The 26576-nt window shown below is 63.5% G+C and carries 23 protein-coding genes; 14 read left to right on the forward strand and 9 right to left on the reverse strand.

The window, feature by feature from the left end; all coding sequences use genetic code 11:
* Nucleotides 1–173: 173 nt before the first annotated feature.
* Nucleotides 174–1493 (reverse strand): UDP-glucose dehydrogenase family protein, encoded by a 1320-nt coding sequence (locus VKR55_RS26575; protein WP_324408068.1) that lies wholly within the window; start codon nucleotides 1491–1493, stop codon nucleotides 174–176.
* A gap of 153 nt (nucleotides 1494–1646) precedes the next feature.
* Between VKR55_RS26575 and VKR55_RS26580 the strand changes: the two genes are divergently transcribed.
* Complete coding sequence (locus VKR55_RS26580) at nucleotides 1647–2687, forward strand: acyltransferase family protein (protein WP_324408069.1); 1041 nt, start codon at nucleotides 1647–1649, stop codon at nucleotides 2685–2687.
* An 8-nt stretch (nucleotides 2688–2695) separates the two neighbouring features.
* Here VKR55_RS26580 and VKR55_RS26585 read toward each other — a convergent pair whose 3' ends face one another.
* On the reverse strand, nucleotides 2696–3667 hold the full coding sequence (locus VKR55_RS26585) for a quinone oxidoreductase family protein (protein WP_324408071.1): 972 nt from the start codon (nucleotides 3665–3667) through the stop codon (nucleotides 2696–2698).
* A 95-nt stretch (nucleotides 3668–3762) separates the two neighbouring features.
* Between VKR55_RS26585 and VKR55_RS26590 the strand changes: the two genes are divergently transcribed.
* The 3 genes from VKR55_RS26590 to VKR55_RS26600 all read left to right on the forward strand — a co-directional run bounded on the left by VKR55_RS26590 (nucleotide 3763) and on the right by VKR55_RS26600 (nucleotide 8444).
* Entirely contained in the window at nucleotides 3763–4614 is an 852-nt protein-coding gene (locus VKR55_RS26590; protein WP_324408073.1) for a LysR family transcriptional regulator, read from the forward strand.
* A gap of 71 nt (nucleotides 4615–4685) precedes the next feature.
* Nucleotides 4686–7793: a DNA polymerase I gene (gene polA, locus VKR55_RS26595; protein ID WP_324408102.1), complete on the forward strand. Its 3108-nt coding sequence runs from the start codon at nucleotides 4686–4688 to the stop codon at nucleotides 7791–7793.
* Nucleotides 7794–7808: 15 nt separating this feature from the next.
* Nucleotides 7809–8444 carry a LysE family translocator gene (locus VKR55_RS26600; RefSeq protein ID WP_324408075.1) on the forward strand — a complete coding sequence of 212 codons (636 nt, stop codon included), beginning with the start codon at nucleotides 7809–7811 and terminating at the stop codon, nucleotides 8442–8444.
* Between the two features lie 150 nt (nucleotides 8445–8594).
* Here the strand turns inward: VKR55_RS26600 and VKR55_RS26605 are convergent, their stop codons facing one another.
* The gene (locus tag VKR55_RS26605) at nucleotides 8595–9221 is read right to left on the reverse strand and encodes a glutathione S-transferase family protein (RefSeq protein WP_324408076.1); all 627 of its coding nucleotides are present in this window, start codon (nucleotides 9219–9221) and stop codon (nucleotides 8595–8597) included.
* Nucleotides 9222–9425: 204 nt separating this feature from the next.
* Here VKR55_RS26605 and pyrE point away from each other — a divergent pair, with 204 nt between their 5' ends.
* Both pyrE and VKR55_RS26615 read left to right on the forward strand, forming a co-directional pair.
* Nucleotides 9426–9983 (forward strand): orotate phosphoribosyltransferase, encoded by a 558-nt coding sequence (pyrE, locus tag VKR55_RS26610; protein WP_324408077.1) that lies wholly within the window; start codon nucleotides 9426–9428, stop codon nucleotides 9981–9983.
* Between the two features lie 264 nt (nucleotides 9984–10247).
* On the forward strand, nucleotides 10248–11054 hold the full coding sequence (locus tag VKR55_RS26615; protein ID WP_324408079.1) for a DUF2865 domain-containing protein: 807 nt from the start codon (nucleotides 10248–10250) through the stop codon (nucleotides 11052–11054).
* Between the two features lie 117 nt (nucleotides 11055–11171).
* Here the strand turns inward: VKR55_RS26615 and VKR55_RS26620 are convergent, their stop codons facing one another.
* Together VKR55_RS26620 and VKR55_RS26625 are read right to left on the reverse strand one after the other, a co-directional pair.
* Entirely contained in the window at nucleotides 11172–11603 is a 432-nt protein-coding gene (locus VKR55_RS26620; RefSeq protein WP_324408080.1) for a hypothetical protein, read from the reverse strand.
* A 253-nt stretch (nucleotides 11604–11856) separates the two neighbouring features.
* Nucleotides 11857–12090 (reverse strand): hypothetical protein, encoded by a 234-nt coding sequence (locus VKR55_RS26625; RefSeq protein WP_324408082.1) that lies wholly within the window; start codon nucleotides 12088–12090, stop codon nucleotides 11857–11859.
* Nucleotides 12091–12288: 198 nt separating this feature from the next.
* Between VKR55_RS26625 and VKR55_RS26630 the strand changes: the two genes are divergently transcribed.
* Nucleotides 12289–14805, forward strand: coding sequence for a glycogen/starch/alpha-glucan phosphorylase (locus tag VKR55_RS26630; RefSeq protein WP_324408084.1), 2517 nt, complete (start codon nucleotides 12289–12291; stop codon nucleotides 14803–14805).
* A gap of 162 nt (nucleotides 14806–14967) precedes the next feature.
* Nucleotides 14968–15786, forward strand: coding sequence for an acyl-CoA thioesterase (locus tag VKR55_RS26635; RefSeq protein WP_324408086.1), 819 nt, complete (start codon nucleotides 14968–14970; stop codon nucleotides 15784–15786).
* 18 nt (nucleotides 15787–15804) lie between these two features.
* Here VKR55_RS26635 and VKR55_RS26640 read toward each other — a convergent pair whose 3' ends face one another.
* Together VKR55_RS26640 and VKR55_RS26645 are read right to left on the reverse strand one after the other, a co-directional pair.
* Nucleotides 15805–16167 carry a hypothetical protein gene (locus VKR55_RS26640; protein ID WP_324408087.1) on the reverse strand — a complete coding sequence of 121 codons (363 nt, stop codon included), beginning with the start codon at nucleotides 16165–16167 and terminating at the stop codon, nucleotides 15805–15807.
* A 144-nt stretch (nucleotides 16168–16311) separates the two neighbouring features.
* On the reverse strand, nucleotides 16312–17928 hold the full coding sequence (locus VKR55_RS26645) for a phosphoenolpyruvate carboxykinase (RefSeq protein WP_324408088.1): 1617 nt from the start codon (nucleotides 17926–17928) through the stop codon (nucleotides 16312–16314).
* Nucleotides 17929–18040: 112 nt separating this feature from the next.
* On the opposite strand from VKR55_RS26645, the gene VKR55_RS26650 reads away from it, so the two are divergent.
* Nucleotides 18041–18172, forward strand: coding sequence for a hypothetical protein (locus VKR55_RS26650; RefSeq protein ID WP_324408089.1), 132 nt, complete (start codon nucleotides 18041–18043; stop codon nucleotides 18170–18172).
* Nucleotides 18173–18237: 65 nt separating this feature from the next.
* Here VKR55_RS26650 and VKR55_RS26655 read toward each other — a convergent pair whose 3' ends face one another.
* Nucleotides 18238–20793, reverse strand: coding sequence for a CHAT domain-containing protein (locus tag VKR55_RS26655; RefSeq protein WP_324408091.1), 2556 nt, complete (start codon nucleotides 20791–20793; stop codon nucleotides 18238–18240).
* 60 nt (nucleotides 20794–20853) lie between these two features.
* Complete coding sequence (locus VKR55_RS26660) at nucleotides 20854–21588, reverse strand: HugZ family pyridoxamine 5'-phosphate oxidase (RefSeq protein ID WP_324408093.1); 735 nt, start codon at nucleotides 21586–21588, stop codon at nucleotides 20854–20856.
* A gap of 219 nt (nucleotides 21589–21807) precedes the next feature.
* Here VKR55_RS26660 and VKR55_RS26665 point away from each other — a divergent pair, with 219 nt between their 5' ends.
* The 5 genes from VKR55_RS26665 (at nucleotide 21808) to VKR55_RS26685 (ending at nucleotide 25783) form a co-directional block, all read left to right on the forward strand.
* Nucleotides 21808–22509, forward strand: a complete 702-nt coding sequence (locus VKR55_RS26665; RefSeq protein WP_324408094.1) for a response regulator transcription factor — start codon at nucleotides 21808–21810, stop codon at nucleotides 22507–22509.
* 84 nt (nucleotides 22510–22593) lie between these two features.
* A complete protein-coding gene (locus VKR55_RS26670) occupies nucleotides 22594–24399 on the forward strand; it encodes a sensor histidine kinase (RefSeq protein WP_324408097.1) in 1806 nt (601 codons plus the stop codon).
* A complete protein-coding gene (locus VKR55_RS26675) occupies nucleotides 24396–24917 on the forward strand; it encodes an HPr kinase/phosphorylase (RefSeq protein ID WP_324408098.1) in 522 nt (173 codons plus the stop codon). Before VKR55_RS26670 ends, VKR55_RS26675 begins: the two co-directional genes overlap by 4 nt.
* Before the next feature lie 132 nt (nucleotides 24918–25049).
* Nucleotides 25050–25451, forward strand: a complete 402-nt coding sequence (locus VKR55_RS26680) for a PTS sugar transporter subunit IIA (RefSeq protein WP_100420226.1) — start codon at nucleotides 25050–25052, stop codon at nucleotides 25449–25451.
* A complete protein-coding gene (locus tag VKR55_RS26685) occupies nucleotides 25448–25783 on the forward strand; it encodes an HPr family phosphocarrier protein (protein WP_324408100.1) in 336 nt (111 codons plus the stop codon). Before VKR55_RS26680 ends, VKR55_RS26685 begins: the two co-directional genes overlap by 4 nt.
* The last annotated feature ends 793 nt before the right edge of the window (nucleotides 25784–26576 follow it).

Raw genomic sequence — 26576 nt, forward strand, 5'->3', positions numbered from 1 at the left:
AGAATGCCGTGAATTACTGTATTGTGGTGGCGCATGGCGGGATCTTCCTTGTGTGTCTCGAACATTTGGCGATGCTCAAGACCGCAGAAGAATCCACGCCATGCGCCATGTCCACCAAAATTAAACCGGACAGCCGTGGGCTTGTCCCGGCCATGACGAAATTTCCCAGCGGCCTAATTCCGCTCCAGCGGCGGGCGGCCGACGCTTTCGTAGATAAAGCCGTGAGTCACCATGTCCTCGGGACGGTAAATGTTGCGCAGGTCGATTACGACCGGATGCGCCATTTCCTGTTTCAGCCGCTCGAGATCGAGGGTGCGATAGTGCACCCATTCGGTCACCACCACCATTGCGTCCGCGCCCTTCACGCAGGCGTAGGCGTCGTCGACATATTCGATGTCGGGCAGTTCCTTGCGCGCCTGCTCCATGCCGACCGGATCATGCGCGCGCACCTTCGCGCCCATGTCGAGGAGGCCGGTCACCAGCGGAATCGACGGCGCTTCGCGCATATCGTCGGTGTCGGGCTTGAAGGTGAGGCCAAGCACCGCGATGGTTTTGCCGCGGAGCGACGTGCCGACGGCGGCCGAAACCTTGCGCGCCATCGCGCGCTTGCGGTTGTCGTTGACGCTGAGCACGGCTTCGACAATGCGAAGCTGCACGTCATTGTCCTGCGCGATCTTGATCAACGCACGCGTGTCCTTGGGAAAACAGGAGCCGCCGAAGCCCGGCCCCGCATGCAGGAATTTGCCGCCGATGCGGTTGTCGAGGCCGATGCCGCGCGCGACTTCCTGCACGTCGGCGCCGACCTTTTCGGAGAGATCGGCGATCTCGTTGATGAAGGTGATCTTGGTCGCGAGGAACGCGTTCGCCGCGTATTTGATCAGCTCCGCCGTGCGGCGCTTGGTGTACATCAAGGGCGCCTGGTTGAGCGACAGCGGCCGGTAGACATCGCCGAGCACTTTGCGGCCGCGCTCGTCGTCGGTGCCGACCACGATGCGATCGGGGAATTTGAAGTCGCGGATCGCCGCACCCTCGCGCAGGAATTCCGGATTGGAGGCGACCACGACATCGGCGGACGGATTGGCCTCGTGGATGATGCGCTCGACCTCATCGCCGGTGCCGACCGGCACGGTCGATTTGGTCACGACCACCGTGAAGCCGGAGATCGCGGAAGCGATCTCGCGTGCAGCCGCGTAGACGTAGGAGAGGTCCGCATGGCCATCGCCGCGGCGCGACGGCGTGCCGACTGCGATGAACACGGCGTCGGCTTCGGCGACAGGCACCTTCAGATCAGTGGTGAAGTCGAGCCGCTTGGCCTTGACGTTGGAGGCGACCAGCACGTCGAGCCCGGGCTCGAAGATCGGGATCTCGCCCCGGTGCAGGCTTGCGATCTTGCTGTCGTCCTTGTCCACGCACGTGACCTGGTGGCCGAAATCCGCAAAACAGGCGCCGGACACCAGCCCCACATAGCCCGTGCCAATCATGGCAATCCGCATGAAGAAACCCGCCTCTCATGGTTAACGCGACCGCCTCTTAAAACATTTCGGCGCTCTCGGGAAAGCGGAAAACGGCATAGCCCTTGAATGAATAAAGGGGAAAGCAACGGCGTCGCCCCTGATGCCGCGTTAACGCGCCGAAACGGGACAGTGATGGGTTCAAACGGCACATCTGCGGCTGGCCGAGTCGACTGGGTCGACTACGCCAAGGGCATCTGCATCGTCATGGTTGTGATGATGCATTCGGTATTGGGTGTGGAATTGGCGTCAGGACAGACTGGCTTCATGCATGCGGTCGTGATGTTCGCAAAACCGTTCCGGATGCCCGACTTCTTCACGATTTCCGGGCTTTTCCTGCCCCTCGTCATCAACCGCGACTGGCGCACCTATCTCGACCGCAAGGTCGTCCACTTCGCTTATTTCTATGTCTTGTGGGTGACAATTCAGTTCGGCTTCAAGGCGCCGGCCTTTGCCGCCGAGCAGGGCTGGGCTCATGTCGGGATAGAGTATCTTGAATCCTTCATCGATCCGTTCGGCACGTTGTGGTTCATCTATCTGCTGCCGATTTTCTTCGTTGTCATAAAACTGACACGTAACGTGCCGGCGATTGGGGTTTGGGGTATCGCCGCGCTGCTCGAAAGCGCGCATGTCGCGACCGGCTGGACTGTGATCGACGAATTCTCTGCACGATTCGTCTACGTCTATTCCGGCTTTCTGTTTGCGGATTATATCTTCGCGCTGTCGAACCGCGCACGCGCGCATCCGGCACTGGCGCTGGCGGGGCTCGCGATATGGGCGATCATCGACGGCGGACTCGTGGCGCTGGGGTTAAGCGAGTGGCCGGCAATCTCGCTGGTGCTGGGTTTGACCGGCGCCTGCGCCATCATCACCATCGGAACGCTGCTTGCGCATATGCGCTGGGTCAATTTCCTGCGCTTCTGCGGTGAGCATTCGATCGTGATCTATCTCGCCTTCTTCCTGCCGATGGCTTCGACGCGAACGCTGTTGCTCAAGACCGGCATCATCCACGACGTCGGCTTGGTCTCGGTGATCGTGACAGTTGTCGGCGTCGCCGGCTCGCTGTTGATCTGGCGCACCGCGCTCTGGACGCGCGCGAACTTCCTGTTCGAGCGACCGGATGCGTTCTGGATCGCGCCGAAGAAGACAGCCCCCGCACTGCAGGCGGCGGAATAAGCCGTCCCTCAGACTTTCAGATAAAGCGCGCCGCTGCTGCGTCCGCTTTCAAGATCGGTGTGCGCCCGCGCCGCTTCGCTTAAGCCGTAGGGCTTGCCGTCTCCCTTGAGAATGCCGGCCGCAATCGCCGCGAGCACGGCTTCCGCGGCGGCGCGATAGGATTCGGCGTCATTCATGTAGGCCATGACGCTCGGCCGGGCGAGCATGATGCTGCGGCGTGGACCCAACTCCTCCGCATCGAGTGGCGGAATCGGTCCGCCGGCCTGACCGATGCTGGCGACGACGCCGAACGGCCGCACGCAGCCGAGCGTTTTCCGCAGCGTCGTCCCGCCGACGCCGTCATAGGCGACATCGACGCCGCGCTGGCCGGTCAGCTCCGCGACCTCTCGCGCGAAGTCGGCATCGCGGCCGATAATCACGTGATGCGCACCTGCGGCGCGCGCGGTCGCCGCCTTTGCTTCGGAGCCGACCGTGCCGATGACGACAGCACCAAGATGGCTCGCCCAGCGGACGAGCAACTGGCCGAGCCCCCCGGCCGCGCTGTGGACCAGGATTGTTGTGCCACGACCGACCGAGGCGATGCGGTTCAACAGCATGTGGGCGGTGATGCCCTTCACAAAGACCGATGCCACGACTTCATCGGACAAATCGTCCGGCAACTTCACGGCACGCCAGGCCGGAAGATTGCGTTCGGAGGCATAGGCGCCGACCGGTGAACCGGCATAGGCGATCCGGTCGCCCACCTTGACCGCGCTCACATCGGCGCCGACGCTACTGACGACGCCAGCCGCCTCGACGCCGGGAATCCTCGCTTCCGGCAGCGGATAGAGCCCAAGCCGCTGATAGATGTCGATGAAGTTGACGCCGATCGCGGTCTGGCGAAGCCGGATCTCGCCCGCTGCCGGTGGCGGCAGTGCGACGCTCGCGACTTCGAGCTGGTCTGCGCCTCCCGGCGCCTTCAATCTGATGATTTCGGCCATGGCCATTGCTCCCGTGATTGTCGAGATCACTATGGGAGCGGGCGCAAATATGCGAAACTGCCCAACCCTGCACCTTTGTTGTGAGATTTCGCACAATGCTCGACTGGAACGATCTGCACCATTTCGTGGTGCTTGCCCGTGAGGGCACGCTCTCGGCCGCCGCCCGCGCCCTTCGCGTCGATCATGCCACCGTGGCGCGACGGATCGCGGCGCTGGAGGCTGCCGTGGCGCTGAAGCTGGTCGACCGCCGCGCCCGCCATTACGCCCTCACCGATGACGGCAAGCGCATTGCCGCCACGGCGCGCGCAATGGAAGACATCGCCTTTGCGGTCGAGCGCGCGATGCTGGCCTCAAAACCCGGCATCGGCGGCCAAGTATCGATCAGCGCGCCGCCGTCGCTCGCCAATGCGTTGATCGCGCCGAGATTGATCGCGCTGCGGCGGCGGCACCCGAACATCCTGATCAGGCTGATCGGCGAGAAGCGCAGCGCCTCGCTGACGCGCCGCGAGGCCGATCTTGCGCTGCGCCTGTCGCGCCCGGCCGAGCCCGGACTGGTCGCGCGCAAAATCGGCCATTTCGGCTTCGGCCTCTACGGCGCGCCGGCTTACCTGAAGGACACGCCACAGCACAGCTTCGCCTTTATCGCCTATGACGAGAGCATGGAGGACGCGCCGCAGCAGCAATGGCTCAAGATGGTCGCGGGCAAGCGCGACATCGTGCTGCGCACCAGCGATCTGGAAAACCAGGCCGCCGCGGCGCGCGCGGGCGTCGGGCTCGCAGCCTTGCCGCATTTCCTCGGCGACGGCGATAGCGGACTTGAACGCTATCGGACCAACCAGAAGCCGGTCGGCCGCGACGTCTGGCTGGTGGTCCACCGCGATATCAGACACGCCCCGGCGGTGCGAGCGGTGATGGAGTTCCTGGCTGGCTGCATGAGGCGGCAATAGACACAAAAATTCCCGTGCGCGGCGCGTCGGGAATGGGTGTCAACGGGAACAAAAATCCCTACATTGCCGCCATGCCGAAAGCCCCGCAAAAAGCCGCCGCCGCCAAACCCGCCGCCAGCCAGCCGGTTCCCGCCAAAGCCCCCGCGAAGGCTCCTGCCAAAGCCCCGGGCAAGAGCGAGCACGTGTTCCTGGTCGACGGCTCGTCCTACATCTTCCGCGCCTATCACGCGCTGCCGCCCTTGAACCGCAAATCCGACGGGCTACAGGTCAATGCCGTGCTCGGCTTCTGCAACATGCTGTGGAAGCTGCTCCGAGAGATGCCCGAGGACAACCGGCCAACGCATCTTGCGATCGTGTTTGACAAGTCGGAAGTGACGTTCCGCAACAAGCTCTATCCCGACTACAAGGCGCACCGGCCGCCGGCGCCGGACGACCTGATCCCGCAATTCAAGTTCATCCGCGACGCGGTGCGCGCCTTCGATCTGCCCTGCCTCGAGCAGGACGGTTTTGAGGCCGACGATCTGATCGCGACCTATGCGCGAATTGCGACCGAGCGCGGCGCCACCACCACCATCGTCTCCTCCGACAAGGATCTGATGCAGCTCGTGACCGACCAGGTCGTGATGTACGACACCATGAAGGACCGCCGCATCGGCATCCCCGAGGTGATCGAGAAATTCGGCGTGCCACCGGCGAAGGTGGTCGAGGTGCAGGCGCTGGCGGGCGACTCCACCGACAATGTGCCGGGCGTGCCCGGCATCGGCGTCAAGACAGCCGCGCAGCTCATCGTCGAATATGGCGATCTCGAGCAGCTCCTGTTCCGCGCCGGCGAGATCAAGCAGCCGAAGCGGCGCGAGGCCTTGCTGGAGAATGCCGAGAAGGCGCGGATTTCGCGCCAGCTCGTGCTGCTTGACGACAAGGTCGATCTCGAAGTGCCGCTCGAAGAGCTCGCGGTGCAAGACCCCGATGCACGCAAGCTGATCGCGTTCCTGAAGGCGATGGAGTTTTCCGGGCTCACCAAGCGCGTCGCGGAATATTCGCAGATCGATCCGTCGGGTATTGCTGCCGACATTGGCGGTAACGGTTCCTCGCCTTCCCCGCGCGTGGGGGAGGTCGGATCGCCCGATGATAAGCTCCGCGATCCGGGCGGAGGCCTGTTCGCCAACGTCGACGCCCCAACCCTACCCTCCCCCGTAAAAGAAAGAGGCGGGGCCGGAGGCGGCGCACCGAGCAAGCCTGGCGACAAGTCCGACAAGGCCTCCAGCCTCAAGGGCACGCCGATCTCGCTGGCCGACGCACGCAAGGAAGCGGCGCGCAAGCTGCCGGTCGATCGCAGCAAGTATCAGAGCATGCGCAGCCTCGATGCATTGAAGGCCTGGATCGGACGTGCGCGAGACGCCAGCAAGTTCGTGATCGACGTCAAGGCAAGCTCGATCGATCCCATGCAGGCCGATATCTGCGGCATTGCACTCGCGTTGGCGCCGAACGACGCGGCTTACGTCCCGCTCGCGCACAAGCGCGCCGGCGACGGAGTCGGCCTGTTCGACGCGGGGCTCGCACCGGACCAGATCAAGGAGGAAGAGGCGCTTGCTGCGCTGAAGCCGCTGCTGGAATCGCCGGGCCTCCTGAAGATCGGCTTCAACATCAAGTTCAACGCCGTGATGTTCGCGCAAGCCGGTATCACCTTGCGCAACTATGACGACGCGCAACTGATGTCCTACGCGCTCGACGCCGGCCGCAACGCCCATGGGCTCGACACGCTTGCCGAGCTCTGGCTCGGCCACGGCACCATCGCCCATGGCGACCTCGTCGGCAGCGGAAAGGGCAAGCTCACCTTCGACCAGGTCGCGATCGACAAGGCGACCGAATATTCGGCGGAAAGCGCCGACATTATCATGCGGCTGTGGCGAGTCTTGAAGCCGCGGCTTGTCGCCGACCGCATGAACACGGTCTACGAGACGCTGGAGCGGCCGCTGGTCTCAGTGCTGGCGCGCATGGAGCGCCGTGGTATCTCGATCGACCGCCAGGTGCTGTCGCGTCTGTCCGGCGATTTCGCGCAAACCGCGGCCCGGGTCGAAGCCGAACTTCAGGAGCTGGCGGGCGAGCCGATCAATGTCGGCAGCCCCAAGCAGATCGGCGACATTCTCTTCGGCAAGATGGGGCTGCCCGGCGGTACCAAGACCAAGACCGGCGCCTGGTCGACGACGGCGCAGGTGCTCGACGACCTCGCCGAGCAGGGCTACGACTTTCCGAAGAAGATCCTGGAATGGCGCCAGGTCTCGAAACTGAAGTCGACCTACACCGACGCGCTGCCGACCTATGTCGATCCGCAGACCCATCGCGTGCACACGACCTACGCGCTTGCTGCGACCACCACCGGGCGATTATCGTCGAACGAGCCGAATTTGCAGAACATCCCGGTGCGCACCGAGGACGGCCGCAAAATCCGCCGCGCCTTCATCGCAACACCCGGTCACAAGCTGGTGTCGGCGGACTATTCGCAGATCGAGCTGCGGCTACTCGCCGAGATCGCCGACGTGCCTCCGTTGCGGCAGGCGTTCCGCGACGGACTAGACATTCACGCCATGACGGCTTCTGAAATGTTCGGTGTGCCGATCAAGGACATGCCGAGCGAGGTGCGGCGGCGGGCGAAGGCAATCAATTTCGGCATCATCTACGGCATCTCGGCCTTCGGCCTTGCCAACCAGCTCGGCATCGCACGCGAGGAGGCGTCGGCTTACATCAAGAAATATTTCGAGCGCTTTCCGGGCATCCGCGCCTACATGGACGAGACCAAGGAGTTCTGCCGCAAGAACGGCTATGTCACGACGCTGTTCGGCCGGAAGTGCTATTACCCCGACATCAAGGCGTCCAACGCCTCGATCCGCTCCTTCAACGAGCGCGCGGCGATCAACGCGCGACTGCAGGGAACGGCGGCCGATATCATCCGCCGCGCCATGATCCGGATGGAGGATGCGCTCACCGGGAAGAAGCTGTCCGCGCAGATGCTCCTGCAGGTGCATGACGAACTGATCTTCGAGGTGCCCGACAACGAAGTCGCCGCGACCTTGCCGGTCGTGCAGCGCGTGATGCAGGACGCGCCGTTCCCCGCGGTCGTGCTCTCACTGCCGTTGCAGGTCGACGCCCGCGCCGCGAATAATTGGGACGAGGCGCACTAGCTCCGCGAGTCGAACGTGCCCTCCACCACATCGTTGCTCGGCTTCGCCCTGATCTCGCTCGGCCTCGTGCTGACGCCGGGACCGAACATGATCTACCTGATCTCGCGCTCGATCACGCAGGGGCCCGCGGCCGGTATCGTCTCGCTGGGCGGGGTCGCGCTCGGCTTCGTGGTCTACATGCTGTGCGCGGCGTTCGGCATCACGGCGCTGCTGTTCGCCGTGCCCTATGCCTATGACGCCTTACGCTTCGCGGGCGCGGCCTATCTGCTCTGGATGGCATGGCAGGCGGTGAAGCCCGGCGGACGTTCGCCGTTCCAGGTGAAGACCCTCGCGGTTGACAGCCCGCGCAAGCTGTTCGTCATGGGGTTTGTCACCAACCTGCTCAATCCCAAGATCGCCATGCTGTATCTCGCGCTGCTGCCGCAGTTCATCGATCCCTTGGCCGGCAGCGTGCTCTTGCAATCGGTGGTGCTGGGATCGATCCAGATCGCGATCAGCGTCAGCGTGAATGCGATGATCGCGCTCGGTGCCGGCTCGATCGCGCTGTTCCTCGCCGAACGCCCGACCTGGATGCTATTGCAGCGCTATCTGATGGGCACGGTGCTCGCGGGGCTAGCGGTGCGCATGGCGTTCGAGGCAAGGAAGGCCTAGCCAGAATCGTCATTGCCGGGCTTGACCCGGCAATCCATCCTCTTCGCAAGAACGTCTTATGCCTGCTCGCGCAGGCGATGGATGCGCGGGCCTTCGCCGCGCCGAAGGGGCTTCGGCCCCGCAGGCGGGTCAAGCCCGCGCATGACGAGGCTAGTCCAGCTTCGCCTCCATGCCGCGCTTCGTGCCGGGACGCGCCATCATTGTCTCATACCAGCGCTTGACGTTGGGGAAATCGCCCAGATCGACCTTGTGGCGCGGATGGCGCCAGGCCCAGCCGAGGATCGCGAAATCAGCCACCGACAGAGGACCTGCGACGAACTCGTGATTTGCGAGGCGCTTGTTCAAGACGTCGTAGAGCCGGCGCGTCTCCGTCATATAGCGCTTCAGGCCATAAGCACGGTCCTGCTCGTTCTCCAGCGCGATGAAGTGATGGACCTGCCCCGGCATCGGCCCGAAGCCGCCCATCTGCCACATCAGCCACTCATAGACCGGGATGCGCTCGCTCAGCGGCTTTGGCAGGAACTTGCCGGTCTTCTCGCCGAGATAGAGCAGGATGGCGCCAGACTCGAAAATGCTGACGGGCTTTCCGTCTGGGCCGTCGGGATCGACGATGGCGGGGATCTTGTTGTTCGGGCTGATCGCCAGAAACGCTGGTGCGAACTGTTCGCGCTTACTGATGTTGATCGGGATCACCTTGTAGGGCAGCCCCATTTCCTCCAGTGCGACCGAGATCTTGCGGCCGTTCGGCGTGTTCCAGGTGTGAAGTTCGATGGTCATCAAAACCCCTTCATCTCTTGTTCAGGCGAGGGCTTTTAGCATTCGCAAATCTCGCGGCAAAATAGCCTCGCCCCCCACCCCAACCCTCCCCGCGAGCGGGGAGAGAGTAAGAGCGGGCGCTGTTGACGGCCTCCCCTCGGCGCTGGAATGTGCCGGGAAGCCCCGATAAATTGCCGCTCCCTTGAAAAACGACCGGATCCGACCTTGTCCAAATCAGCCAACCGCGCCCGCCTCCACGAGATCATCCGCAAGCGCTCCTTCGGGCGCGGCGAGATCACGCTGGCGTCGGGCCGCAAGAGCGATTTCTACTTCAACCTCAAGCCGACCATGCTCGATCCGGAGGGCGCGACACTGCTCGCCGAGCTGACCTATGAGGCGTTGAAGGATGACAGGCTCGATTTCATCGGCGGGCTCGAGATGGGCGCGGTGCCGCTAGCGGGCGCAATCGCGCAGCTTTCCTGGATCAAGGGTCATCCGATCGCGGCCTTCTTCGTGCGCAAGAAGCCGAAGGAGCACGGCGCGCGGCTTGCGGTCGAAGGGCTGGCGAAGGGCGAGAGCCTCAAGGGCAAGCGCGTGGTGGTGGTCGAGGACGTCACCACGACCGGCGGATCGGCGTTGAAGGCGGTCGAGGCCGTGCGCGAGGCCGGCGCCGAGGTGGCGCTGGTCTTGACCATGGTCGACCGCGAGGAAGGCGCCACCGAGGCTTTCGCACAGGCGGGGCTGACATTCCGCTCGCTGTACAGGGCCGCGGAGTTTTTGTGAGGTTCGATTGCGGCCGCCAACGGCTTGCTCCGTCGTCATGCCCGGGCTTGACCCGGGCATCCATCGAAAACAAAGGATTTCTTTGAGATGATGGATTGCCGGGTCAAGCCCGGCAATGACGAGCTTCTTTCCAATTCTTTTCCGTGAATCCCCTGCCCGCTCACCGCTCGTTTACCATCGCCGCTTAAGGTGAATCCGGAGCTAAGGCGAGCCTCGCCTGGCTGCTGTGTACGTTGAGCTCTGTTGCGTCGGGTGGAGTAAGCGTTGCGTAAGAGTGTCTCATTTCCGCGCGGGCGGCGCCGCGCCGTGCTCGTGGCGGCCATCGCGATCGGAAGCGCGATCGCGCTCGCCCCCTATCCCGTTTCGGCCGAAGGGCTGTTCGACTTCTTCTTCGGCAGCTTCCAGAAACAGCAGCAACGCGAAGCTCCGCCGCAGGCGAGCTTCTTCGCCGACCCCTACGCCAACAACAACCCGCAGCCGGCACCCGTGCCGCGCGCCGCGGTGGCGAGCTCAGGTCCCGCGTTCTGCGTGCGAAGCTGCGACGGCAAATATTTTCCTCTGATCCGCGGCGATGCCTCGCCGGCGCAGACGTGCCAGTCGTTCTGTCCGGCGAGCCCGACCAAGGTGTTTTACGGCTCGAACATCGACAGCGCGACTTCCGCCAACGGCGAACGCTATGCCGACAGCGAGAACGCCTTTGCCTACCGCAAGGCGCTGCGCGCGGATTGCACCTGTAACGGCCGTGATCCCGCCGGCCTCGCCCCGGTCGACCTCACGCTCGATACGTCGCTGCGTCCCGGGGATGTGGTTGCCACGACGAGCGGCCTCGTCGCCTTTTCCGGCGTGCGCATCGGCAACGACCAGACCGCGGAGTTCACACCCGTCGCCTCCTATCCGGGGCTCACGGCTGACGTCCGTGCCCGCCTCGGCGAGTTGAAGGTCGCGCCCGTGAGCGCGGAGATCGCGACCTCCGACGTGCCGGCGTCGCTGATCAATCCGGGCGTCGCGCCGGTCGCTACGCCTGCGCCGAAGCCCGCGCCGCTGCGCGACAAGCGCGCGGAAGTGGACTGACCGTGAGGCTGTCATTCCGGGGCATCGCGCAGCGATGAACTACGGTGCGCAATTGCGCCCCTGAGAATCTCGAGATTCCGGGTTCGCCCTTCGGGCGCCCCGGAATGACGCTGCACGTCACCGCCCCACGATCACGCCGATCACGTTCGGCGCGGCGAGATATTTCTCCTCGATTGCGGCGCGCGCGGCGGCGCGGTTCTCCGGCGTGAGCAGCCCGCGCTTTTCGGCGAGGATCATCCAGCAAAAACCCCACCAGTCGGTGAGCATGCCATTGTCGTCGACGAGGTCGTAACCCTGCTCGGCCGCGAAGATGCGTGCTTGCGCTTCATCCAGCGTGTCGAGGAAGGCGTGGTCGGCATCCGAGAACAGCTCGTCAGAGATGTCGTCAGTGGTGTAGCCCCACACCGACTGGCAGACGGCGTTGAACGCGCGGTCGATCTGGTCGTCATCGATCGCGCGAGTGCGGGAGGTTTTGTGCAGGCGCGACAGCGTGCGCGCGAAGTCGGCAATACGGGTGAGAGCGAATTGATCAAAGGCGATGGTGGACATGTAGTCCTCGCAAGGGCAGACAGACCATAGATGTTGTGTCGGCAAGGCGCCGAATCATCATTGTATATCAAAGGCTTGCTAAAGTGTTCTTAATTCGTTCTTTCGTCGTTGAAAGTGCGTCGGCTGGGGCAAAGCGACATGTGCCCACCACTTCCTGCAATCCAGAAAATTGGCGGGCACGGCGCGTGCGCGCCTTTGCCCACCTTACGGTGCCTTACCTAGACGAGGCTCGTGATCGGCATAAAGAAGGCGCTCACTTCACCGCTGACACCATGTAGCCGCTGCAATAGCTCGCCCAGAACTTGCCGCCGCATTGCCGCTTGATCGCGGCACAGCGCTGGGCCGGCGAGGCATTCTGCGGCACGCTGAAGCCGCAGCTCAGTCCGTCTGCGCTGCGGCCCAACTTACCGGCGGCGAAGGCTGCGCTGGTTACGGTGATACAGAACAGCAAGATTACGGCGGCGAGGATTTCGATGAGCAGTCTCATGGCACGCCTTCTCCCCGGAACAATCGCGATGCCAGTGGACTATACCATCGAAACAGCGGCACACGACCTGTCCGAATCGGTCCATTCCTTGCATAAAACGTGAGCAGATGATGTCGAAGCGGCGGGTTCCGATCCTGCCACAGCCATCATATCATCGTATAGGACGACACTACCGAAGTTTTGCGCCACAGGTTTGCAGTGCACGATCCAACGTTTTACCCTCAGCCACCCGGCCAGCCTGTCGACGAGCTTGCAGTGGCCGAGATCAAGAGCGCCATCCTCACCAAGCTGCGCCTTGCCATCGGCAAGGAAGCCGGCATGGCGACGCGCTACGACTGGTACAAGGCGGCCGCACTCGCGCTGCGCGACCGCATCGTGCATCGCTGGCTGGCGGCGGACAAAGAGATCTACGATTCCGGGCGCAAGCGCGTCTATTATCTCTCGCTCGAGTTCCTGATCGGCCGCCTGTTCACAGACGCGCTGAACAACATGGGCCTCTTGAAGGTGTTCGAGACCGCGCTCGGCGATATCGGCCCGGGCCTGTCCGAGCTCAGCCAATCCGAGCCGGACGCGGCCCTTGGCAATGGCGGCCTCGGACGGCTTGCCGCCTGCTTCATGGAAAGCATGGCGACGCTGGCGATCCCCGCCATCGGCTACGGCATCCGCTACGATCTCGGGCTGTTCCGGCAGATCATCAACCATGGCTGGCAACAGGAATATCCCGACGTCTGGCTGAGCCACGGCAACCCCTGGGAATTCCAGCGGCCGGAGGTGTCCTACCATGTGCATTTCGACGGGACCGTCGAGCATATCGACGAGAACGGGCGCGACCGCGCCGTCTGGCACCCCGGCGAGACCGTGGAGGCCGTGGCCTATGACACGCCGATCGTCGGCTGGCGCGGCAACCATGTCAACGCGCTCAGGCTGTGGTCGGCGCGCTCGCCCGATCCGTTGAAGCTCGACGTCTTCAACACCGGCGACTATGTCGGCGCCTCTTCGGAGGAAGCGCGCGCGGAGGCGATCTGCAAATTCCTCTATCCCAATGACGAGAGTCAGGCGGGCCGTGAGCTACGACTGCGCCAGGAGTATTTCTTCGTCTCGGCCTCGTTGCAGGACCTGATCAAGCGCCATCTCGGCTCCGACGGCCAGCTCCGCAGCCTGCCGCAGAAGGCTGCGGTGCAGCTCAACGACACCCACCCCTCGCTCGCGGTTACCGAGTTGATGCGCATCCTGGTCGACCTGCACAATTTCCGCTGGGACGAGGCGTGGAAGATCACGGTCGAAACGTTGTCCTACACCAACCACACGCTGCTGCCGGAGGCGCTGGAGACCTGGCCGGTCGAGCTGTTCCAGCGGCTGTTGCCGCGGCATCTCGAGATCATCTACCGCATCAACGCGGTCCATCTCGCGCTCGCCGAGCAGCGCGCGCCGAGCGATATCGAATTCCGCGCCTCGGTTTCGCTCATCGACGAGAAGAGCGGCCGAAGGGTACGGATGGGACAGCTCGCCTTTATCGGCTCGCATCGCATCAACGGCGTCTCGGCGATGCATTCCGACCTGATGAAGGACACGGTCTTTCACGATCTCAACCATCTCTATCCCGGTCGCATCACCAACAAGACCAACGGCATCACTTTCCGGCGCTGGCTCATGCTGGCCAATCCGAAGCTGACCGCGCTGCTCTGCGAGGTCTGCGGCGATGGCGTACTCGACGATTTCTCGCTCCTGGAAAATCTCGAGGCACGCGCCAGCGACAACGCGTTCCAGCAGGAATTTCGCAAGGTCAAGCACCACAACAAGATCGCACTGGCGCGCCTGATCAACGAGCGCGTCGGCGTGAAAGTCGACGCTTCGGCGCTGTTCGATGTGCAGATCAAGCGCATCCATGAATACAAGCGCCAGCTCCTCAACATCCTGGAAACCGTCGCGCTGTACCAGGCGATGCGGGACGATCCGCAGAAGGACTGGGTGCCGCGGGTGAAAATCTTCGCCGGCAAGGCGGCCGCGAGCTATCGCTACGCCAAGCTGATCATCAAGCTGATCAACGACGTCGCCGAGGTCATCAACAACGATCCCATGATCGGCGGGCGGCTCAAGGTCGCCTTCCTGCCCGACTACAATGTCAGCCTCGCCGAAGTGATCATTCCCGCCGCCGACCTCTCCGAGCAGATCTCGACCGCGGGCATGGAGGCATCCGGCACCGGCAACATGAAGCTCGCGCTGAACGGCGCGCTGACTATCGGCACGCTCGACGGCGCCAATATCGAGATCCGCGACCATGTCGGCGCGGAGAACATCGCAATCTTCGGCATGGAAGCCGGCGACGTGACGATCCGCCGTAAGCAGGGGCTGGATGCGACCGACGTGATCAATCGCTCGCCAAGGCTTGCGCGCGCCATCCACGCGATCGGCAGCGGCGAGTTCTCGCCGGACGACCGCAGCCGCTTCGAATCGGTCGCGCACGCGCTGCGCTACCTCGACTACTACATGGTCAGCGCTGATTTCGGTTCATACTACGACACCCAGCGCAGCATCGACGCGCGCTGGCAGGTGATCCCGGCCTGGACGCGGGCCAGCATCCTCAACGTGACGCGCATGGCCTGGTTCTCCTCTGACCGCACCATCCGCGAATATGCTGAGGAGATCTGGAACGTGCCCGTGCGTCCGACGCCGCTCGCCAGCCAAGGCCAAGGTGTGCGCGGCGCGCGGGCCTGAGGCGGAATCCATTACCTGCAGCGTCATTGAAATCCGGGTGAAGGCGAGTATTCATCGGGACCGCCGTCATTCCGGGGCGCGCGCAAGCGCGAACCCGGAATCTCGAGATTCCGGGTCTGGTGCCGACGCACCATCCCGGAATGACAACACAACGGATATCTCATGCTCACCAAGACTCCGCACCTTTTCGATGACGCCACGCGCGTGGTGGCCGGCGACAGCCGCTGGCAGGGAGGGACCAGCCCGGATTACTGGGCCTTTGTCGGTCCGTTCGGCGGCTTCACCGCCGCCACCATCCTGCGCGCGCTGATCGAGCATCCACAGCGCGCCGGCGACCCCTTGGCGATCACGGTCAATTACTGCGCGCCGATCGCGGAAGGCGAATTCGATCTCGATGTCCGCCTGGTGAAAGCCAACCGCTCGTCACGGCATTGGAGCGTCGAGCTCTCGCAGGGCAGCGCAGACGTCGCAGCGCTTGCCACTGCCGTGTTCGCCGAGCGCCGGCCGTCCTGGTCGCATCAGACGACGGCCATGCCGGACGCAAGGCCGTTCGCGTCGATCCCGCCTTACACCAAGGTCGCCGTGCCCTGGGTCAAGCAGTATGATTTTCGCTTCCTCGACGGCGATCCTAATTTTTATGCCGCCGGCAAGGACGCGCCGTACAGCGCCTATTCCAGGCTTTGGATCGGCGATCGCGTGCCGCGAAAGATCGACATGCTGTCGCTGGTATCGATGTCGGACGCCTTCTTTGCCCGCATCTTTCATGCGCGACGCGAGCTGGTGCCGTTCGGCACGGTGACGCTGACAACCTATTTCCACATCGGCTCGGACGATCTCGCGAACGAAGGTATCACCCATGTGCTTGGCTGCGCCGACGCCAGGGTCTTCAACCGGAGCTATCACGATCAAAGCGGCGAGCTGTGGTCGCCCTCGGGTAGACTGATCGCAACCACGACGCAGATGGGCTACTTCAAGGCGTAGATCGGCCAACGCGCGGATTTATTTGTCGAGCGTGGCGCTGCCCTGCACGAGACTGGTGTTACCGGTGACGGGATCGGTCACCGCGTTATAGACTTCAGCCTTGCCGGCACCCGTCAGCACGAACTTGCTGTTGCCGATCCGGAACGCGGAGTTGCCGATCAGCACCTGCTGATACTCGGTGGTGGTGCCGCTCTGATATTTGACCTGGGCGCGGAAGCCGTTGACGCTCTCGATCGTGATCTTGAATTTCTGGTTGTTGGAATAGGTCCCTTCCCAGGTGCCTTCGTAGGACTTGGGATCGACATTGGTGTATTTGGTGGTCGTCGGCGTGAGAGGCGCGGTCGCGTAGGCAGACGCGATGACGCTCATGATGTCGGACATGCCTGGTCTCCCGGCGCTCGATTGTCGCAGCCACTACGGGGGAAGGTCGGTTAAGGACAGGTTAAGCACCCGCGACCGGCTGGGATTGAATCGAAAAAGGCGGCTCATCGAGCCGCCTTTTTGTTTCTCGCGATGTCCGCCGGCCTACTCGGCCGCGAGCTTCACTTCGGGCGCTGCGGCGAGCACATCGGCATCGACCTCGGCCTCGAACTTGGCAAAGTTCTTCTGGAACATCCCAACCAGCGCACGCGCCGTCTTGTCGAACTCGGCCTTGTCCTTCCAGGTCTTGATCGGATCAAGGATGTGCGGCTCGATGCCCGGCAGCGAAGTCGGCACCGCAAAGCCGAAATATCTGTCGGTGCGGAAATCAGCATTGCGCAAGCTGCCGTCGAGCGCGGCGGTCAAGAGCGCGCGCGTGACCTTGATCGGCATGCGGCGGCCGGCGCCGTACTTGCCGCCGGTCCAGCCGGTGTTGACGAGCCAGCAATCGACATTGTGCCTGGCGATCAGCTCACGCAGCAGGCTGCCGTAGACGGCAGGGTCCCGCGGCAGGAAAGGCGAACCGAAGCAGGTGGAGAATTCCGGTTGCGGTTCCTTGCCAAGCCCACGCTCGGTACCGGCCACCTTGGCGGTATAGCCGGACAGGAAGTGGTACATCGCCTGCGCCGGTGTCAGCTTTGCGATCGGCGGCATCACGCCGAAGGCGTCGGCGGCTAGCATCACCAGGTTCTTCGGATGCGGGGCACGGCCGCTGCGCGAGGCGTTCGGGATGAAATCAAGCGGATAGGCGGAACGGGTATTCTCGGTCTTCGAGCCGTCGTCGAAATCCGGCTCGTGCGTGCGCGCATCGAGCACGACGTTCTCGAGCACCGTGCCGAAGCGCTTGCTCGCGGCATAGATCTCGGGCTCGGCCTCCTGCGACAGCTTGATGCATTTGGCGTAGCAGCCACCCTCGAAATTGAAGACGCCGTCGGCGCCCCAGCCGTGCTCGTCGTCGCCGATCAGCGTGCGCTTTGGATCGGCCGAGAGCGTGGTCTTGCCGGTGCCGGAGAGGCCGAAGAAGATCGCGGTGTCGCCGTTCGCGCCCACATTGGCCGAGCAGTGCATCGGCATCACGCCCTTTTCCGGCAGGTAGTAGTTCAGCGTGGTGAATACGCTCTTCTTGATCTCGCCGGCATAATAAGACCCGCCGATCAGGACGATCTTGCGGGCGAAATCGATCGCGACGACGTTCTCCGAGCGCACGCCGTGACGTTTCGGATCGGCGCGGAAGCTCGGCAGGTCGACGATGGTCAATTCCGGCACGAAGCTCGCAAGCTCCGACACGTCGGGACGGATCAGAAGCGTGCGAATGAAAAGCGAATGCCAGGCGAGCTCGGTGAAGACGCGCGTCCCGATGCGGAAGGTCGGATCGGCGCCGCCATAGAGGTCCTGTGCGAACAGCGTCATGCCTTCGGCGTGCTTGAGGAAGTCATGATGGAGCGCCTCGAACTGCTCCGAGGTGATCGACTGGTTGCCAGCCCACCACATGGTCTTGTCGGTGAGCGCATCGCGGACGGTGAACTTGTCCTTCGGGCTGCGGCCGGTGAACACACCCGTATCCGCGCACAGCGCACCATCGGCCGAGAGCACAGCTTCGCCACGGCGAAGCGAGTGCTGATAAAGCTGAGGCGCACCGAAATTCCAGTTCACGCCCTTGAGATTTTTGAAGCCGAATTTATCGGCGCCGAAGGCACCGTTATGCACGCCCGTCTCTTGCACGAAGAATCCTCCTCAGATCCGCGTATCTCAGCGCCGCTGCCGCCGAACGCGCCTCTCTCGCGGTGACCATCAGTATAGTCGCTAAAGCCTCGGTCCGGCGACCTATTACTTGATGAACGCCGACCTTGCCAAGCCGATCCGTGGCGATTTGGTTTATTCCGGGATCGTCACCGACAGGAATCAAGCACTTGCTGCGCTGCGTGCTGTGATAGCGCTTTCATGTCGCATCAATACCAATTTTTGACGCGATAATGCGCCGCGCGTGCACAGATCTATCCAGCCACGGTGTTGCGTCGCAACATCGCTGTACTAGCGCACCGCTCCCTCCCCAATCAGCGCAAACGGCCCCCACACCGCAGGGTAAGCGTTGCGCGGCGAAGTGGCGTCATCGAGATAAGCCAGCATCGCCCGCCGCAACGCTTCCGCACGGCCAAGTTTTGGATCGGCCTTGAGCAGCGCGAAGGTCGACGTGGTGAGCCGCGTGGCGGCCTCCGAATCGACCGCCCAATGCGTAACCAGAAGCGACCGCGCGCCCGCATAGAAGAACGCTCGTGCCAGCCCCGACAGCGCTTCCGCGCCAGGCTTGTCGCCGGCAATGGTGTTGCACGCCGATAGCACTACGAAGTCGGCGTTGAGCTTGAGCTCAGCGACTTCGCTTGCGGTGAGCAGGCCGTCGTCGAGCGCAGAGGGCACCCTGGGAATGCTGAGCGCGAGCGACGGCTCGGCCACACCCTTGACGTCACCTGCGACAAGGCCATGAGTGGCAAAATAGACGATCCGATAATCCGCAAGCGGCGTGCGCTTCACCGTCGTCTCGCTCGCGTCAGCGCCGAGATGAATGTCGGACGCGGCGACGCCGAGGTCCCTGCCAACCGCCTGCAATTCGTCGGCCGTATCCGGAAGTTGCGGCAAAGCCAGCGCGAGCTCGCCGCGATCGATGCCGGCGCCACGCCAGAAAGCAGTGTACGCAAGGCTCGTCACGCTGCGCGATGCAGTGCGGCGCTCACTGCCGCCTCCGGAGGGACTGAACAACGGATCGCCAAAGCCGGTCATCGGCTTCACGGCCTGATCGCGTTGCGTGAAACTACGCAGCGCCTTGAGGCTCGCGGATGGCAGCACCGAGACCGCGTGCCGCTTCAGAAGCCAGGCCGCGTCGCGATAACCTTCGATGCTGTCGGGAATTGGAGTCGCCGGCTTCTCGGTCACCAGGAGGTGGAACGGTAGCGCAGTCAGCGCGCCTGCAGGGGTGACCAGAAGGCTGCGCTTGTCCCTGATCAGCCCTTCCACCGGGCCCAACAAAGCCGCATAGAGGTCGTTGGCGACTGCGAGATCGAACAGGCCGGATTTGCCGGAGGCATCGCTGGCCAGGCCGACATCGAGGCCGTGACGGAACGCAGCAACCTTTTGGGTCAGCGCGTCAGCGCCGAACGGAATCCGCTGCCAATCGAATTGATCGCGCGTCAGTGCCAGCACGAAGGACTCCCTGTCGGCCAGCGCGAACAGCATGATCGCCTCATCCGCGGACAACAGCGCCTGAATCTCTCTTGCCTTGAGCGGCAGTGGATTCGATAGCGCGGCATAGCCCGGAAATTCGGTCGAAAGCGTCTTCTGCAGTCCGGCGCGCTCTCTGGCGATCGCGGCAAGGCGATCGCGCGCGGCCGCGGCATTGCGCGGCGAGCCTTGTTTGGACAGCGAGGCAATGATCGCCCTATCAACTGTGTTCGCTTCGCTGGCGAGATCCTGATCCTTGCGCACCAGTTCGGCGAGCCGGTCGCTGCCGGCCGCAAGGCGCACGGCGAGCTTGTTGACGGCCAAGGCCGCTGACGATTGCGTGCCGCGCTGGATCGCGTCGAGCGCCTTGTCGAAAGCAGCCTCGGGCGGCAGCAACTGCTTCTGCTGGGCATCGAGCAGCACGGGAAGCGCCACGCGCAACTGCGCATTGCCGCTACCCATGACGCGCTCGACCAGCGGCAGGGCGTCCGCCGTGCGGCCTTCGGCATCATAGAGCGAGGCGAGATTGTTCACACTTGCCACCGTGTCCGGATGATCGGGACCGACCGTATGCTCGCGGATCGCAAGTGCGCGCCGATAGATCGGCTCTGCCTCGGCGAAACGGCTTTCGCGCTGATAAAGGTCGGCGAGATTGTTGAGCGAGCGCGCCACGTCGATATGGTCGCGGCCGAGCACTTTTCCGCGGATTGCAAGCGACTGCTTGATTTGCGGTTCGGCCTCGGCGTAGCGGCCTTCGGCTTTCAGGATCTGACCGAGGTTGTCGAGTAGTGTCGCGACCGCGGGCTGCGCGCCCGAAATCTTCCGGTAGAGCACAAGCGCGCGTCGGGTCAGCGCTTCGGACTCCGCATGACGGCCCTGTTTCTCGTAGTTGGTGGCGAGGTTGTTGAGAGCGCGCCCAATATCGGGATGATTCGTCGGAAGCGACCGCTCGGAGAGCTCCAGCGCCCGCTTGAACAGCGGCTCGGCATCGGCGTAGCGCTGGTGACGCTGATAGAGCGCAGCGAGATTGTTGAGCACGATTGAGATATCGATGGAGTCGAGCCCGACTGCCTTCTCCATGACGGCAAGCGCGCGCTCGTAGAGCGGCTCGGCCTCGGCATCGCGGCCCATGCCGCTATAGACCTCGGCGAGATTGTCGAGAGCTGCGCCGAGATCGCGGCTCGGTGGACGCTTTTCCTGATCCGCCACCATGGCCTGCGCCAACGGCAGCGCCTCGGCATATTTTCCGGCACGGGTGAGCTCGATGATCTTGCCGCTTTGCGCGTAAAGGCTCTCGGCCCTTGACGGCGACGTGACGCAAAGGCTCGCCGCGAGCGCCAGACCGAGCAACGCCAATCCCTTTTTCGAAATCATCAGCACACTCGCGGGGGATTCGGACCTACTTGGGTCGCCGCAATGCGCCGATACGTTCATTCACGCTTTCGCTCGCGCCTGTTCCGCAAGCTTCACCAGCATTTTGCGAAGCTCGCCAGGTCCCGTCACCCGCGCCGGAAATTCCAGTCGCAGCGTGCGCGCCTCCGCCTGCATGTCGATACCTTCGGGGTCGCAACCGGTGCAGCGCCAGTTGCCATGCTCCGCGCCGAGCAGCCTGGTCGCATAGAGATTCATCGCCTCGCGATGATCTTCATTCATATGCGCGATCGCGCCTTGCTCGGCTTCGATCAAATCGGCGGCGTCGCTTATGTCGGTCAAGAACTGCTCCGGCTTGAGGTCCACGATCCGGCCGAAGCCCGCGACCAGATGAGCGCCTGAAGGGCGGATGCAGAAGAAGGAGAAATCCTTGAAGTCGACAAAATTCTCCGCGGACGGATGCGCGTTGAGATAACGCCGGCGCAGCGTCGCCCTTTGTTCATCTCCCGCCTCTTCCGCGCGGCCCGCGAGCATGATCCGTGCGCCTTCGAGCGGATCTCCGGGTCCGCGCTCGTCCAGCATCAGCGAGACGCGGTGATCTGCGAGGATGTTCCTGGTGTGGATCGCAAGCCGCGAAATCAACAGAATCAGCGTCCCATCGGGGGCGCTCGCAACATTGACCAGGGAACAATAGGGATCGCCGCTTCCACCCATCAAGGTCGCCAAAGCCCCCTGACGGCTGCGCCGAAGCAGAATTTTGGCCTCTCTGGAAGGGTTAAAATTGGCCGTCGGTTTCATCGATATTGCCTTGTCATCCTATTGCAATGAGGGTCTTTTCTCGGCTAAACGGGCCACAGGTAGGGTCGAAATGCTTCGCGACCGCGAAGTGTTTTGTCGGAACTCGGTCACACTTCAGCCCAGCTTGCATTGCTCGTTGGCCGCTTCCGAGGCCCAATTATGCGGCGCATCACCGGAATGCTCGCCGTTTCAGCCACTGATACAACTGAAAGCAGGCTCATGCCCACAATCGCCCTGGTCGACGACGACCGTAACATTCTCACCTCCGTCTCGATCGCGCTGGAAGCGGAAGGTTACCGCATCATGACCTACACCGACGGTGCCTCTGCACTGGACGGTTTCCGCACCAGCCAGCCCGATCTTGCCATCCTCGACATCAAGATGCCGCGCATGGACGGCATGGAGACGCTGCGGCGGCTCCGCCAGAAGTCCGACCTGCCGGTGATCTTCCTCACCTCCAAGGACGAGGAGATCGATGAATTGTTCGGCCTCAAAATGGGCGCCGACGATTTCATCCGCAAGCCGTTCTCGCAGCGGCTCCTGGTCGAGCGCGTGAAAGCCGTGCTGCGGCGTTCGCAGCCGAAGGATCCGACCGCCGCGCCAAAGGAGAACGACGCCAAGGCGCTCGACCGCGGCCTGCTCCGGATGGATCCGGAGCGTCACACCTGCACCTGGAAGAACGAGCCGGTGACACTGACCGTCACCGAGTTTCTGATCCTGCAGGCGCTCGCCACCCGCCCGGGCGTCGTGAAGAGCCGCAACGCGCTGATGGATGCGGCCTATGACGACCAGGTCTATGTCGACGACCGCACCATCGACAGCCACATCAAGCGGCTGCGCAAGAAATTCAAGGTCGTGGACGACGAGTTTGAGATGATCGAAACCCTTTACGGCGTCGGCTATCGCTTCAAGGAAGCCTGATTCCAGCGGCGAAACCGCGCTGACGTAGGGGCCGGTCTGGGGTAGGATGCGGTCGGCTCCCAACATCGAACGCAGTGTTAGCTCTTGCTTGACCGAACGCAGCCCGATCCAGGTCTGAATGCCGAGGACGGTGTGTCGTCCCTGGTGATGGAGGGCGATGCCGTCACCGAGACGGCGCGCGCGTCGGGCTGGACGCGGCCGCTCGGCTGGCTCAGCCGCGCCGGGCAGTTTCTCTTCACGCTCTCGTTCTCGAGCCTCACCCGCCGCATCGTCTCGCTCAACATCGCGGGCCTCCTCGCCCTCGTCGCGAGCATCCTCTACCTCTCGCAATTCCGCGCCGGCCTGATCGACGCCCGCGCGCAAAGTCTCCTCGTGCAGGGCGAGATCATCGCGGGCGCGATCGCGGCCTCCGCCACGGTCCAGACCAACGCGATCACCATCGATCCCGACCGGTTGCTCGATCTCAAGCCCGGCGAGACCATCAAGGGGCCGGACGAGGATTCTGCGCTTGATTTCCCGATCAACCCGGAGCGCGTTGCGCCGGTCCTGCATACGCTGATCTCGCCGACCAAGACCCGCGCCCGCATCTATGATCCGAACGGCGGGCTCCTGCTCGACAGCCGCAACCTCGAAAACGTGATGCGATTTCCGCTGCCGCCGCCGTCCTCGCCCGGCATCGTCGAGCGCGCGCTGATCGCCGTGCGCACCTGGATCAACCGCGGCGATCTTCCGCTCTATCGCGAGCTCGGCCAGGACAACGGCACCGGTTATCCGGAGGTCGCCGATGCGCTGAAGGGCCAGAAGAAGAGCATGGTGCGCGTCAATGACCGCGGCGAGGTGATCGTCTCGGTCGCGGTCCCCGTGCTGCGCTCGCGGACCATCCACGGCGCGCTGATGCTCTCGACGCAGGGCGACGATATCGACCAGATGGTCAGCGCCGAACGACTCGCGATCCTGAAGGTCGGTGGTGTCGCGTCCGCGGTCATGATCGTGCTGTCGCTCCTGCTCGCCAGCACCATCGCAGGTCCCGTGCGGCGACTCGCCGATTCTGCCGAGCGCGTCCGCCGTCGCATCAAGACGCGTGTCGAGATTCCCGACTTCACGCGCCGCCGCGACGAGATCGGCCATCTCTCCGGCGCACTGCGCGACATGACCGGCGCCCTCTATAATCGCATCGAGGCGATCGAGATGTTCGCCGCCGACGTCGCCCACGAATTGAAGAACCCGTTGACCTCGCTCCGCTCGGCGGTCGAGACGCTGCCGCTCGCCCGCAACGAGCACAGCCGCTCCCGCCTGCTTGCGGTGATCGAGCACGACGTCAAGCGGCTCGACCGGCTGATCTCCGACATCTCCGATGCCAGCCGGCTCGATGCCGAGCTGCAACGGCAGGACACGGCGCCGGTCGACCTGCGCCGCCTCCTGAACACGCTGACCACCGTCGCCAACGAGACCAAGCTCGGCCATGATGTCGGCGTCGAGGCCCGCTTCGAAGGTCGAAGCTCGACCGACGGCTTCTCGGTGCCGGGCCATGATTCGCGCCTCGGGCAGGTGATCTCGAATTTGCTCTCCAACGCGCAGTCCTTCTCCACGCCCGGCAACAAGGTGCGCATCCTCTGCCGCCGCGTGCGCAGCCAGATCGAGATCGTCGTCGACGACGACGGTCCCGGCATTCGCCCCGACGCGCTGGAGCGCGTGTTCGAGCGCTTCTACACCGATCGGCCGCATCAGGGTTTTGGCCAAAACTCGGGCCTGGGCTTGTCGATCTCCAAGCAGATCATCGAGGCGCACGGCGGACGGATCTGGGCCGAGAATCGGCCAGGTCCGCCCGGCGAGGATGGCGAGCCGATGGTTGCCGGCGCGCGCTTTGTGGTTCGGCTGCCGGCGCTATGAGCGAGGCTCGGAGCATCCATGCTTCGGCCGTGAAGGTCGGCGAGCGCGCGGTTGTGATCCGAGGTCCCTCCGGCTCCGGGAAGTCGCGGCTTGCCTTCGACCTCATCCTGTGCGGGCGCTCCGGACAGCTCCCCCCGGCCATTCTGGTGGGCGACGACCGTGTCCGGTTCGACACAGGTGGAGGACAATTATTGGTCCGCCCGGTCCACCAATTGGCGGGCCTGATCGAGATTCGGGGCCTCGGGATCCGCCGCTGCGACTTCGTGGAGGAAGCCACCGTCGGTCTTGTGGTCGACCTGGCAGCCGCCGATGCCGAGCGCCTGCCGCCGCCCCAGGCGCTCCAAACCCGCATTCTTGGTGTCGAAATACCGCGAATTCCGGTCGGACAGGGGTTTTCACCCCTTCCGCTGGTTGTCGCGGCGCTGACCACAGCTTGCGGTTTACCAACTCTTAAGGATGACGCTGATTGTTTTAAGGGGATTGGTAACCATATCACGCCCACACTCGCGACCGAATAGACCGGCGCAGCTCCCCTTGTCCGACGCCAGTATCCGGGAGTACCGCAAACATCCCCTCTTGCGCGGGGGCTCTGGATGGTCAAAGTGGCGCGTTCGTGCGGTGCACCAAAGGGCACCCGCGAGGAGTTTCCGATGATTGGTCTAGTCCTGGTGACCCATGGGCGCCTTGCCGACGAGTTCAGGGCGGCGCTCGAACACGTCATGGGTCCCCAAAAACAAATTGAAGCAGTGACGATCGGAGCCGAAGACGATTCCGATCTCTGTCGCAGCGATATCATCGAGGCGGTCAACCGCGTCGATTCCGGCGATGGCGTGGCCATCCTCACCGACATGTTCGGCGGCACGCCGTCCAACCTCGCGATTTCCTGCATGAGCCGTCCCAAGGTGGAAGTGCTCGCGGGCATCAATCTTCCCATGCTGGTCAAGCTGGCCAAGGTTCGCGAGGAGCGCTCGCTCCCCGACGCGATCGCCATGGCGCAGGAAGCCGGCCGCAAATACGTCACCATTGCCAGCCGAGTTCTCGCCGGCAAATGACCGACGACAGCGACGACGCGCCGGTGGAGAACATCCCCGGGCCGGCCGTGCCTGCGGGCGCCGTCTCCAGGGAACTCCTCATCATCAACAAGCGCGGACTGCACGCTCGCGCTTCCGCGAAATTCGTGCAGACCGTCGAACGCTTCACATCGGAAGTGTGGGTGACGCGTGGCGGCGAGACCGTCGGCGGCCGATCGATCATGGGATTGATGATGCTCGCCGCCGGCCCCGGCACCACCATCCGTGTCTCCGCGCTCGGCCCCGACGCCGAGGAGGCGATCCTGGCGATCACCGAGCTCGTTGAAAGCAAGTTCAACGAGGAATCCGTGTAGGTCCTCGTCAGCGACGCCCCCGAACGAAACTGATTCAGTTGTCAAACAGCTCCTCCGTCGTCATTGCGAGCGAAGCGAAGCAATCCACGGTGCCTCCCGCGGGGATGGTCTGGATTGCTTCGTCGCTACGCTCCTCGCAATGACGAGCATCAGCATTCCCGCGGCGCGATTTGCGTCCGGGTTCTGCATCGTTCGTGTCCCTCGAAGAAATGAGGGCGCAGGGAATGCCGGGCGCCGTTGCACCCGCGGTCTCGTGTGCAGCAACAATCAAGAGAACGCACACGAGCTCAACACAGGTACAACCGAACACGTCCGGCATTCCCCGCGCGATGTTTGACGACTTATACCGTGCTCTCCTCGGCGTACCGGGCTTTGTAGTCACCGTCGCCCGCAATCAGATTGCGAACTTGACACCAGCATCGGGGTGTCGGGACCACACGGCTTCGTCGGACGCATCATGCGCGCTTCGTCCTTGCGCGCTCCTTGCGTCCATCGCATCCCGCCTCACGTTTCGTGACGATTGGCCGTAACGTCCCTCATGCCGAGGCGGGGTACCGCGCATATAGCCACAACTTCTATTTTTCAGCAAGAGCAAGAACTGCGACAAAGTAACACGACGGGCAATTTGCGCATGGCGGACATGTGGGAATTGCCCGTCGAGGCTGGGCAAGAACTTGCGATCAGCCCAGTTGAGCCAGCTGTTGAGGACGACCGGCGAGCAGAAGCGTGCAGTAAGTCCAGAATGCGCTCAGAGCGGTCCAAGTGGAGTTTAGGCGAGCTGCGAGGCCGCACG

The organism is Bradyrhizobium sp. (assembly GCF_035309285.1).
Taxonomy (GTDB): Bacteria; Pseudomonadota; Alphaproteobacteria; order Rhizobiales; family Xanthobacteraceae; genus Bradyrhizobium.

Bases quoted from the DNA above. Each gene is read 5' to 3' on its own strand.
- VKR55_RS26575 (WP_324408068.1), bottom strand. From the start codon at position 1,493: ATGCGGATTGCCATGATTGGCACGGGCTATGTGGGGCTGGTGTCCGGC.
- VKR55_RS26580 (WP_324408069.1), top strand. From the start codon at position 1,647: ATGGGTTCAAACGGCACATCTGCGGCTGGCCGAGTCGACTGGGTCGAC.
- VKR55_RS26585 (WP_324408071.1), bottom strand. From the start codon at position 3,667: ATGGCCGAAATCATCAGATTGAAGGCGCCGGGAGGCGCAGACCAGCTC.
- VKR55_RS26590 (WP_324408073.1), top strand. From the start codon at position 3,763: ATGCTCGACTGGAACGATCTGCACCATTTCGTGGTGCTTGCCCGTGAG.
- polA (WP_324408102.1), top strand. From the start codon at position 4,686: ATGCCGAAAGCCCCGCAAAAAGCCGCCGCCGCCAAACCCGCCGCCAGC.
- VKR55_RS26605 (WP_324408076.1), bottom strand. From the start codon at position 9,221: ATGACCATCGAACTTCACACCTGGAACACGCCGAACGGCCGCAAGATC.
- VKR55_RS26620 (WP_324408080.1), bottom strand. From the start codon at position 11,603: ATGTCCACCATCGCCTTTGATCAATTCGCTCTCACCCGTATTGCCGAC.
- VKR55_RS26625 (WP_324408082.1), bottom strand. From the start codon at position 12,090: ATGAGACTGCTCATCGAAATCCTCGCCGCCGTAATCTTGCTGTTCTGT.
- VKR55_RS26635 (WP_324408086.1), top strand. From the start codon at position 14,968: ATGCTCACCAAGACTCCGCACCTTTTCGATGACGCCACGCGCGTGGTG.
- VKR55_RS26640 (WP_324408087.1), bottom strand. From the start codon at position 16,167: ATGTCCGACATCATGAGCGTCATCGCGTCTGCCTACGCGACCGCGCCT.
- VKR55_RS26650 (WP_324408089.1), top strand. From the start codon at position 18,041: ATGAACGCCGACCTTGCCAAGCCGATCCGTGGCGATTTGGTTTATTCC.
- VKR55_RS26655 (WP_324408091.1), bottom strand. From the start codon at position 20,793: ATGATTTCGAAAAAGGGATTGGCGTTGCTCGGTCTGGCGCTCGCGGCG.
- VKR55_RS26660 (WP_324408093.1), bottom strand. From the start codon at position 21,588: ATGAAACCGACGGCCAATTTTAACCCTTCCAGAGAGGCCAAAATTCTG.
- VKR55_RS26665 (WP_324408094.1), top strand. From the start codon at position 21,808: ATGCCCACAATCGCCCTGGTCGACGACGACCGTAACATTCTCACCTCC.
- VKR55_RS26675 (WP_324408098.1), top strand. From the start codon at position 24,396: ATGAGCGAGGCTCGGAGCATCCATGCTTCGGCCGTGAAGGTCGGCGAG.
- VKR55_RS26680 (WP_100420226.1), top strand. From the start codon at position 25,050: ATGATTGGTCTAGTCCTGGTGACCCATGGGCGCCTTGCCGACGAGTTC.
- VKR55_RS26685 (WP_324408100.1), top strand. From the start codon at position 25,448: ATGACCGACGACAGCGACGACGCGCCGGTGGAGAACATCCCCGGGCCG.